The sequence below is a fragment of the Nonomuraea aridisoli genome (genome assembly GCF_003236395.1).
In the GTDB taxonomy this organism is placed as follows: Bacteria; Actinomycetota; Actinomycetes; order Streptosporangiales; family Streptosporangiaceae; genus Nonomuraea; species Nonomuraea aridisoli.
Map to the genome: position 1 here is coordinate 1 of NZ_POUD01000332.1, position 9,198 is coordinate 9,198.

A 9,198-nucleotide genomic window follows, 5' to 3' on the forward strand; every position below is an offset into this window, starting at 1 on the left:
GCGTTGATCTCGTCAGAGGCGAAGTGGTCCTCCAGCCGCACGTCCGCCGACACCACCCCCGGCACCCCGCGGACGGCGTCGCACGCGTCGGCCACCATGAGGTAGGCGAAGTTCGGCGCGCAGAAGTACGTCGGCAGCCGCAGCCGTACGGACGCGTGCCCGTCGCGGACCTCGGCCGCGCGGACGAAGCCCAGGTCGGTGATGGGCTCGTCCAGCTCCGGATCGCGTACGGTCGCGAGCGCGTCCCAGAGCGCGTTCACGCCGGCGGCCTGGGCCCCGACGCCACCGGCTCGTCGCTGCCGGCGTGGGCGGCGGCGACGTCCAGCTCGGGCGGCACCGGGATGTCGTAGAGGCGGGCGGCGTTGAGGCCGAGGATCTTGCGTTTGACGTCGGTGGTCAGCGTGCCGTACTCACCCTGCATGTCCTCGGGGATCTGGAAGTCGACGAAGCGCTCGACCAGCCACTTGGGCGTCCAGATGGCGTAGTCGCTGGCGAACGTGATGCGGTTCTCGTCCAGCCAGTAGAGCAGCTCGCCGATCACCTGGGCGAAGTAGCGCGGCCTGGTGTGCATGAACGGCAGCGCGACCGCGAGCCCGGCGTACACGTTGGGCTCCTGCGTGGCGATCCAGCAGAAGTCCTCCAGGCGCGGCAGCCCGCAGTGCTCGACCACGAACGTCAGCTCGGGGAACGCGCTCGCGGCGTCGTCCACGTCGGCCACGTCGAAGGCGTCGCGGTTGAGCGGGTAGATCGTCGGGCCCTTGTGCACGTGGATGTTGCGGATGCCGAGCTCCTGGCACTTCTCCAGGTAGCGGTACGCCCACGGGTCGGACAACTTCCAGCCCTTGGAGTCGCCCTTCCACTCGGCGGTGTAGAGCTTGACGCCCTTGAGGTTCCAGCGCCGGGCGAGGGCCTCCAGCCTGTCCAGCCCGGCTTCGCCGTCGCGCGGGTCCCAGGAGCCGTTCACGATGAACTTGTCCGGATATTTCTCGACAAGTACGCCGTCCTGCTCCGTGGTGTTGAAGCCGTTGACGAAGAACTCCGTCAGGTACGTCGGCTGCAGGATCGCCTTGTCCACGTACCCGGCCTCGAACAGGTCGTGCACCACGCGTTCCTGGCTCTGCTGCCAGAACTCCTCCGGCGTCCACACCTCCGACTCCGGCGACAGGTTGCGGTGGTAGTCGTAGAAGCAGTTGATGAAGCCCTCGCCGTAGCGGTTGGCCCGGTTGGACGGCCTGCCGTCCCAGAAGTGCACGTGCCCGTCGATGACGAAATACCTGACGCCGTCCTTCTCGTACATCTCATCTCCCGCCCGGTACGAGGATGCCGCGGCCCTGCAGCCGGCCGTTGTCGAGGTCGTCCATGGCCTCGTTGATCGCGTCGAGCGGATACGTCCTGGTGTGCAGGCGCACCTTCCCCTGCGCGGCCAGGGCCATCAGCTCGTCGAGGTCGTTGTAGGAGCCGACGAGGTTGCCGATGACGTTGATCTCGCTGGAGATGATGTCGATCGTCGGGATCTCCACCCGGCCGCCGTACCCGATCACGAAGTACGAGCCCGCCCGGCGCAACATCTCCACCCCTTCGCGCTCGGCCCCGCCCTCGCCGACGAAGTCCAGCACCACGTGCGCGCCCTGGCCGCCGGTGAGGTCGGCGACCGCCTCGACCTGGCCGCCGTCGGCGAGCACGGTGTGCGCGGCCCCGAGGTCCTTGACCAGCTCCAGCGCGGCCGGCGAGCGGTCCATGACGATGACCTCGGCGGGGGTCATGGCGGCCAGGCACTGCACGCCGATGTGACCGAGCCCGCCGGCGCCGATCACGACGACGCGGGTGCCGGGGTAGAGCAGCGGCACCGCCTTGCGTACCGCGTGGTAGGCGGTCAGGCCCGCGTCGGCGAGCGCGGCGACGTCGGCGGGGCGCAGGCTCTCGTCGAGCCTGACGACGGAGCGGGCGCTGGTGAGCAGCAGCTCGGCCATGCCGCCGTCGGTGTCGATGCCGGGGAAACGCTGGTTCGCGCAGTGCACGTCGTCGCCGGCCCGGCACGCCCGGCACAGGCCGCAGGTGACGATCGGGTGCAGGATGACCGCGTCGCCCGGCCGCACGTTCGTCACGGCCGGGCCGATCTCGCGGACCCACCCGGCGTTCTCGTGCCCGATCGTGTACGGCAGGCGCACGCCGGACTTCTGCGCCCACTGCCCCTCGACGATGTGCAGGTCCGTGCGGCACAGCCCGGCTCCGCCGATCTCGACCAGCACGTCCAGCGGCCCTCGCACCTGCGGGTCCGGGACGTCCTCGACGACCGGACGCTTGGTGTACTCGTGCAGACGTACGGCTTTCATCGTCGCTCCTCGGCCGGCGAAAGACTCTCCTTCGATCGTTGGTACGGCCAGGGGCGACGGTCAACGCCCGAAATTTCATAACACGGTAATTTCGGGCCGAACGAAGCTTTAGTCGGAGAAATGTTCCTTGGGGATGACGCCGTGCACGCCGGTCGTCCGGTCCACCACCTGCGACACCTCGAAGTTCACCGCCGCCGACAGGTACGCGTACGCGACGGCCCGCTCCATGCCCTGGTCCTGCTCCAGGAAGTCGAGCGCGTTCACCACCGCCCGGCGCATGGCGCTGTCGAGGTCGCTCCCCTGCCCGTCGATCGAGCCGTCGGGGTCGGACAGGCCGATCGGCAACCACGCCTCCGGCGTCTCCCCGAACGGATAGCGGAAGGCCACCTCCGGCGCGTCGCCGGACCCCGGCCGGCACACGCTGAGCCGGAACGTCACCCGCAACGACCCCTCCATCGCGGTCAGCGCCGCCTCGCCGCCGCCCATCGCGTGGTGCGGGTCGCCGGTGTAGAAGAGCGCGCCGTCGGCGAACACCGGCAGGTAGAACGTTGCGCCTGCGCCGAGCAGGTTGATGTCGATGTTGCCGCCGCCGAGGGTGGGCGGGATCGAGTTGAGCGCCGGATCGGTGGGCCCGCTCCCCCGCGCGAACGCGACCCCCATCATGCCCATGAACGGCCGCAGCGGGAACGTCACCTCGCCGCGCCTGCCGCGCTTCATGACGCCGCTCGGCACGCCTCGGCGGCCCCGGCGCACCGGGGTGAACACCGACACGTTGCCGTACCTGAGCGGGTCTCCGGTCGGGCGTCCGTCGGTGGCCACCGGGGGCATGACCTCGTCCAGGGTGATGCCGTCGGGCGCGCCGCCGCTCGCCGTGCGAGCCAGCGCGCCCTTGCCGTGCCGGCTCGACACGACCCCGTACGGGACGCGCGGCACGAGCGAGAGGATCTCGACCTTCAGGACGTCGCCGGGGCGTGCGCCCTCGACGGCGATCGGCCCCGTCACGACGTGCGGGCCGTCCACGTCGAAGTCACGCGGCGTACGGGCGTAGTCGCGGGCGATCGCGACGGCGTCCTGGAGCACGTCCACGCGGCGCACGCCGTGCTCGCCGAAGTACGCGACCGGGTCACGGCCCTGGTCCTCCAGGATGCCCTCGTGCGAGACGGAGTCGACGGTGACCGTCTCCCCCGAGCGCATGCGCAGCACCGGGCGGGCGTCCAGCGCGGGGACGTACCCCCAGGTGACCTGCTCGGGGGTCGAGGGCAGGTAGTGCCTGCCGGGGATCGGCCCCTTGCGGGGCTGCAGGACCTCCCGGGGCAGCGTCACCGGCGGCGTCACCGGTGGGGTCGCCGCGGCGGCGGCGCGCGCGCCGGCCAGCGTCCCGCCCGCTCCGGTGATGACCGCGGCCGCCCGCAGGAAGTTCCGCCGCCCGAGTCCGTCGATCAGCGCGTCCCGTACGCCGGCGGGGCTTTTCCGCTTGCTCATGGCACTCCCTCTGGCTCTGGTGTGCAGGTCGTGCTCGATCATGAACGACGTGCGTTACGGGGGCGTTTCGCCGGAGACGGCTTTTCACGCGCCGAAGCCGGCAAGTGAAAGGATCAGACGGTCAGTCTGATTGGAAAGGCATCTGAGATGGCTCCGAACATCGCGACCGCGCGCCGCGTCGAACTGCCCGAACTGCTCGACTTCCTGCGTCCCCGGCACCACGGCCTGCTGTCCACCATGCGCGCGGACGGCCGCCCCCAGCTCTCGCCCGTCACCTGCGGGGTCGACGAGGGCGGCCGGATCGTGGTGTCCACCTATCCCGAGCGCGCCAAGGCCCGCAACGCCCGCCGTGACGAGCGCGTGTCGATCTGCGTGCTGTCGGACGACTTCAACGGCCCGTACGTCCAGGTCGACGGGCGCGCCGAGGTGCTGGACATGCCGGAGGCGCTGGAGGGGCTGGTCGAGTACTACCGCTGCATCGCCGGCGAGCACCCCGACTGGGACGAGTACCGCGCGGCCATGCGCCGCCAGGACAAGTCGCTGGTCCGCATCCACATCGAGCGCTGGGGGCCGATCGCGACGGGCGGCTTCCCCGCCCGCCTGGTCAACGACTGAACGCTCACAGGTGTGACAACACCGCCTGGGTGAACTCCTCGGTGCCCGCCGTGCCGCCCAGGTCGCGGGTGCGCACGTCGCCCTTGGCCAGCACCGCCGCGATGGCCGCGACCATCTCCTCGGCCGCCTGCGGATGCCCGAGATGCTCCACCATCAGGGCGGCCGACCAGATCGCCCCGATCGGGTCGGCGACGCCGCGGCCGGCGATGTCGGGCGCGGAGCCGTGCACCGGCTCGAACATGGACGGGAACTCGCGCTCCGGGTTGAGGTTGGCCGACGGGGCGATGCCGATGCTGCCCGCGACCGCGGCGGCCAGGTCGCTGAGGATGTCGCCGAACAGGTTGGAGCCGACGATCACGTCGAAGCGGCCCGGGTCCAGGACGAGCTTGGCGCAGAGCGCGTCGATGTGCTCCTGGTCCCACCGCACGCCCGGGTGCTCGGCGGCGCGTTCCCTGACGAGCTCGTCCCAGAACGGCATGGTGTGGACGATGCCGTTGGACTTGGTGGCCGAGGTGAGGTGGCCGCCGCGGCGGGCGGCCAGGGCGAAGGCGTAGTCGAGCACCCGCGTCACGCCCGCCCGGGTGAACACCGACTGCTGCACCGCCATCTCCTCCGGGAAACCGCGGCTCATCCGGCCGCCGATCTCGCTGTATTCGCCCTCGGTGTTCTCCCGGACGACCACCAGGTCGATGCGCCCCCGCACGGGGCTGTCCAGGCCCTCGAAGAGGCGGACGGGCCGGAGGTTGACGTACTGGCGGAAAGCACGGCGGATCGGGATGAGCAGCCCCCACAGGGAGACGTGGTCGGGCACCCCGGGCGCGCCCACCGCGCCGAGGAAGATCGCGTCGTGGCCGCGCAGCCGCTCCAGCCCGTCAGGGGGCATCATGGCGCCCTCGCGGCGGTAGCGCTCGCACGACCAGTCGTACTCGGTGAAGCCGAACCCGAAGCCGTGGCGGCGGCCCGCCGCCTGGGCGACCTCCAGGGCCGCCGGGGTGACCTCGAGCCCGATGCCGTCGCCGGGGATCACCGCGATGTCATGCGTCGTCATGGTGTCGATTCAATCGGGGACCCGCCCAAAGGTCCAAGACGGGCCTCTCCCGACACTGGTCTTGGACCCTGTTGTCGTACGGCGGCCAGGACATGAGGAGCGGACCATGAACTCCGGCGCCCCCAGGACAGACGTCGACCAGGCCCTGCTCGGCCACGCCACCTACCGCAGCCTCGGTGAGCAGAAACTGAGCCCCGCCGAGGAGAGATTCGAAAAGGCGCGGCGCACGACCGGCCTGTGGCTGGCGCCGCTCGTCACGATCGTCTTCGCCCTGCTGCCGATCGGCATGCCCGCCCAGCAGCAGACGCTGGCGGCCGTGCTGCTCGGCGTCATCGTGTTGTGGGTGACCGAGCCAGTGCCCATCCCCGTCGGCGGGCTCATCGGCGTCGGCCTGATCGTGCTGCTCGGCGTAGTGTCGGCGACGGACGCGCTCGCGCCGTTCGGCTCCTCCACGATCTTCACCTTCATCGGGGCGTTCATCCTGGCGCAGGCGATGCTCAAGCACGGCCTCGCGCGCCGGTTCGCCTTCCGCATCCTGTCGCTGCCCGGCGTGGGTCGCTCGACGTTCCGGCTCGTCGTGGCGTTCGGCCTCGTCACGGGCCTGCTGTCGGCGTTCGTCTCCAACACCGCGACCGTGGCCATGCTGCTGCCGACGGCGCTCGGCATGCTCGCCGTCATCGCCAAGCTGCTGCAGGACCGCGGGCTGGTCGCACCCGACTTCAACCCGCTGCGGCTGCGGGTCGGCGCCGCGCTCGTCCTCATGCTCGCGTACGGCGCCAGCGTCGGCGGCCTGCTCACGCCCGTCGGCAGCCCGCCGAACCTGATCGGGCGCGGCCTCATCGAGGAGGCGACCGGCCGGCGCATCTCGTTCGCGCAGTGGATGGTGACCGCGCTGCCGATCTGCGCGCTCATGTTCGTCGCGCTCGCAGCCGTGCTGCTGCTGCTCAACCGGCCGGAGATCCGCCGCATCGAGGGCGTCGAGGAGTACGTACGCACCGAGCGGGCCACGCTCGGCAGACTGTCGCGGGCCGAGAAGAACACGCTCGTCGCGTTCTCCGTCACCGTGTTCCTGTGGATCTTCCCCGGCGTGGTGGCGTTGTTCGCCGGCACCGGCTCCGCCCTCTACACCACCGTCAGCGGCCGGCTCAACGAGGGCATCGTGGCCGTGCTGGGCGCGTCCCTGCTGTTCCTGCTGCCGACCGACTGGGACCGGCGCGACTTCACGCTCAACTGGAGCGACGCCGCCCGCATCGACTGGGGAACCATCGTGCTGTTCGGCACCGGCATCATCTTCGGCTCGCTGCTGGAGGACACCGGGCTGGCCGAGACCATCGGCTCCTCGGCCGCGTCGGCGCTGGGGCTGAGCAGCGCCTTGGCGATCACGGCGTTCGCGGTGGCGCTGGCGGTGGTGGTGTCGGAGACCACCAGCAACACGGCCTCGGCGGCGGTCGTGGTGCCGATCGTCATCCCGATCGCGATGGCGGCGGGGGTCAACCCGTTCGTGCCGGCGCTGGCGGCGACGTTCGCGGCGTCGTTCGGGTTCATGCTGCCGGTCTCGACCCCGCAGAACGCCATCGCGTACGGCTCCGGCGTCGTGCCGATCACTACGATGATCCGCTCGGGGGTGAGCTTCGACGTGCTCGGCGCGATCCTCATCGTCGTGCTCCTGCCGCTCCTCGTCGCCGTCACCGGCATCGGCGCCTGAAAAGCCGGCCCCCGTCCTTTCCGCCGCGGCCGTGCCCGCGCCATCACGAGCGGCCGCGCAGCAGGCGACGGTCAGACGGCTTTCGTCCGCGTGCGGTAGGCGCGCAGGTCCTCGCTCTGGTCGAACAGGCCGGCCAGGATCGCGACGCACGGCTCGATCACCTCGCGATCGGTGATGCGGCGCGCGCCGGTGTGCCGGCCGGTCTCGTCGTAGAGCACCTCGTAGAGCAGCTCCGGCCCGAACAACACCAGCTCCGGCACCGGCCCGGCGCTCTCGTACGACCGCACCGCCGAGGCGGGCACCACCCGGCTGTTCTCGCCCTCCTCGGCGCGCATGGCCAGGAGTTCCAGCTCCCACCGCAGATACGGGGTGAGCGGCTCCTCGACGACTCTGATCCGCCGGAAATCCATCCGGTCGGGATTGTCCTCGCGGAAACCGGGGCGCATCTGCTCGGCCAGCTCGATCGCACGGTCCCAGTCGCCCGCGACCATCGCCAGATAGCTCGGCAGATCACCCTCGTCGAAATGCTGGGCGCGCTCGAGTTTCCACACGATGCCGCTCTTGGCCGCGAACGCGCGGGCGAAATCGGCGCCGTACTCCGCCGCGTCCATGGTCGTGCCGGGCGCGGAACGCACACGATTCAGAACGTCGTTCATCAGTTTCTCCCGGAAGTGCGGGCAGGTCGCCCTGCCCGCACTCGGTTCAGTTGGAGCCGCCGGTGCTGGGCTGCGACCGGCCGGTTATTTCAGTTTTGTCAAGCCTGCGGACGGTGATCTGCTTCCGCGTCTTGTCGTCCTGCCGTCGCCTGGGCTCGGATGCAGGGCTGCTGCTCATGGAACTCCTTACCGAGGGAGTCAACAACGGTCAGCGGAAGACTACGATCACTGAATCTTTCATTCAATAACAGAATTCACAATCGGTTCTTGACGGGTAACGGGCGTACACGTGTTCGTCCGGATCCAAGAGGGCGAGGCCGTGGAAATAGCCGGGCGGTGTGACCATGAGGCCGGTGATGATGGCCACCACGTCATGAGCGACCAGCTGACCGGAAATTCCGGCCGACGCCCCGGTGACGCCCGGCCAGGCGAAATCGGCTCCCGGTCGCGGCGGTATGCCGGCGCGTACACACTCGAAACACGGGCCGCCCGGGCCGAACACGCCCACGCTGACGAGCGGCCCGTCGTAGCCGCCGCTCACCCAGGGGATCCCGGCCTCGGCGCAGACGCGGTTGGCCCAGGTGCGGATGCCGCCGGGTTCGCGTGGATGGTCGGCGCAGAGCGCCAGCACGTCGCAGCCGTCGACGAGCCGGCCCAGCTCCGCCGGGTCGTCCACGCGGGCGTCCTCGGCGGTGATCTCGATCCCCGAGTTCACCGCCCGCAGCCGTTCGGCCGCCACCTCGGCCTTCGGCCGGCCGACGTCCGCCTCGGTGTAGAGGATCTGGCGGTTGAGGTTCGACAGCTCCACGTCGTCGGGGTCGACCAGGTGCAGGCGGCCGACTCCCGAGGCCGCGAGCGACCAGGCCACGTGGCTGCCGGTGCCGCCCAGGCCGAGCACCAGGACGCGGGCGTTCTTGAGGCGTAGCTGTGGTTCCCAGCCGTGGTCGCGGGGCGTCACGTCCACCCAGCGGAAGTAGTCGCGGCTGCGGCTGTAACGTTCCTTCTCTTGCTCGCTCAGCGCCTCGCACGGCCCGGGATCGGCCTCCTCCACATGACCGGACCGGATCAACGCGGTCACGACCTCATCGGACTCTTCCGCCGTCAGGTCCGCGAAACGTGACCGCAGCTCGGCCGCGATCCGCGTGGGCGAACGGGTGCCGTCCATCAGCGCCAACGCCACCCAGACGCACCCGCCGGGATCCGCGACCTCGGACGCGATCCCGTACAGCACACCCCCTAGCCGAACGGTCCCGTCACCGAGCCGGTGCGGGGCATGCTCCGGTTTGACGCGAGGTAAGCGCACCCCCCGATGCTCAACACCGACAACCCCACCCGTCAAGATCGCACCCCAGCCCTACC

At 70.4% G+C, this 9,198-nt stretch carries 9 protein-coding genes; 2 read left to right on the forward strand and 7 right to left on the reverse strand.

From position 1 onward, the window contains the following. From C1J01_RS42620 to C1J01_RS42635, 4 genes are all read right to left on the reverse strand, one after another. Nucleotides 1-260 (reverse strand): iron-sulfur cluster assembly protein (locus C1J01_RS42620; protein WP_146615931.1); only part of this gene is annotated, 260 nt, incomplete at its 3' end. Further along, nucleotides 257-1,297, reverse strand: coding sequence for an amidohydrolase family protein (locus C1J01_RS42625; protein WP_111184728.1), 1,041 nt, complete (start codon nucleotides 1,295-1,297; stop codon nucleotides 257-259). The genes C1J01_RS42625 and C1J01_RS42620, both read right to left, overlap by 4 nt. Nucleotide 1,298: 1 nt before the next feature. After that, on the reverse strand, nucleotides 1,299-2,333 hold the full coding sequence (locus C1J01_RS42630) for an NAD(P)-dependent alcohol dehydrogenase (protein WP_111184729.1): 1,035 nt from the start codon (nucleotides 2,331-2,333) through the stop codon (nucleotides 1,299-1,301). Nucleotides 2,334-2,441: 108 nt separating this feature from the next. Further along, nucleotides 2,442-3,815, reverse strand: a complete 1,374-nt coding sequence (locus tag C1J01_RS42635) for an acetamidase/formamidase family protein (RefSeq protein ID WP_111184730.1) — start codon at nucleotides 3,813-3,815, stop codon at nucleotides 2,442-2,444. 147 nt (nucleotides 3,816-3,962) lie between these two features. Between C1J01_RS42635 and C1J01_RS42640 the strand changes: the two genes are divergently transcribed. Then, entirely contained in the window at nucleotides 3,963-4,430 is a 468-nt protein-coding gene (locus C1J01_RS42640; RefSeq protein ID WP_111184731.1) for a PPOX class F420-dependent oxidoreductase, read from the forward strand. Between the two features lie 4 nt (nucleotides 4,431-4,434). Here C1J01_RS42640 and C1J01_RS42645 read toward each other — a convergent pair whose 3' ends face one another. Continuing rightward, nucleotides 4,435-5,478: a tartrate dehydrogenase gene (locus C1J01_RS42645; protein WP_111184732.1), complete on the reverse strand. Its 1,044-nt coding sequence runs from the start codon at nucleotides 5,476-5,478 to the stop codon at nucleotides 4,435-4,437. A gap of 106 nt (nucleotides 5,479-5,584) precedes the next feature. Here C1J01_RS42645 and C1J01_RS42650 point away from each other — a divergent pair, with 106 nt between their 5' ends. Further along, complete coding sequence (locus C1J01_RS42650; RefSeq protein WP_111184733.1) at nucleotides 5,585-7,183, forward strand: SLC13 family permease; 1,599 nt, start codon at nucleotides 5,585-5,587, stop codon at nucleotides 7,181-7,183. A gap of 71 nt (nucleotides 7,184-7,254) precedes the next feature. On the opposite strand, the gene C1J01_RS42655 is transcribed toward C1J01_RS42650, so the two are convergent. Beyond that, entirely contained in the window at nucleotides 7,255-7,839 is a 585-nt protein-coding gene (locus C1J01_RS42655) for a DUF6879 family protein (RefSeq protein WP_111184734.1), read from the reverse strand. A gap of 241 nt (nucleotides 7,840-8,080) precedes the next feature. Continuing rightward, complete coding sequence (locus C1J01_RS42660) at nucleotides 8,081-9,070, reverse strand: HesA/MoeB/ThiF family protein (RefSeq protein WP_220040394.1); 990 nt, start codon at nucleotides 9,068-9,070, stop codon at nucleotides 8,081-8,083. Nucleotides 9,071-9,198: the final 128 nt, after the last annotated feature.

Coding starts and splice junctions, on each gene's coding strand:
- C1J01_RS42625 (WP_111184728.1), bottom strand. CDS start 1,297: ATGTACGAGAAGGACGGCGTCAGGTATTTCGTCATCGACGGGCACGTG.
- C1J01_RS42630 (WP_111184729.1), bottom strand. CDS start 2,333: ATGAAAGCCGTACGTCTGCACGAGTACACCAAGCGTCCGGTCGTCGAG.
- C1J01_RS42635 (WP_111184730.1), bottom strand. CDS start 3,815: ATGAGCAAGCGGAAAAGCCCCGCCGGCGTACGGGACGCGCTGATCGAC.
- C1J01_RS42640 (WP_111184731.1), top strand. CDS start 3,963: ATGGCTCCGAACATCGCGACCGCGCGCCGCGTCGAACTGCCCGAACTG.
- C1J01_RS42645 (WP_111184732.1), bottom strand. CDS start 5,478: ATGACGACGCATGACATCGCGGTGATCCCCGGCGACGGCATCGGGCTC.
- C1J01_RS42650 (WP_111184733.1), top strand. CDS start 5,585: ATGAACTCCGGCGCCCCCAGGACAGACGTCGACCAGGCCCTGCTCGGC.
- C1J01_RS42655 (WP_111184734.1), bottom strand. CDS start 7,839: ATGAACGACGTTCTGAATCGTGTGCGTTCCGCGCCCGGCACGACCATG.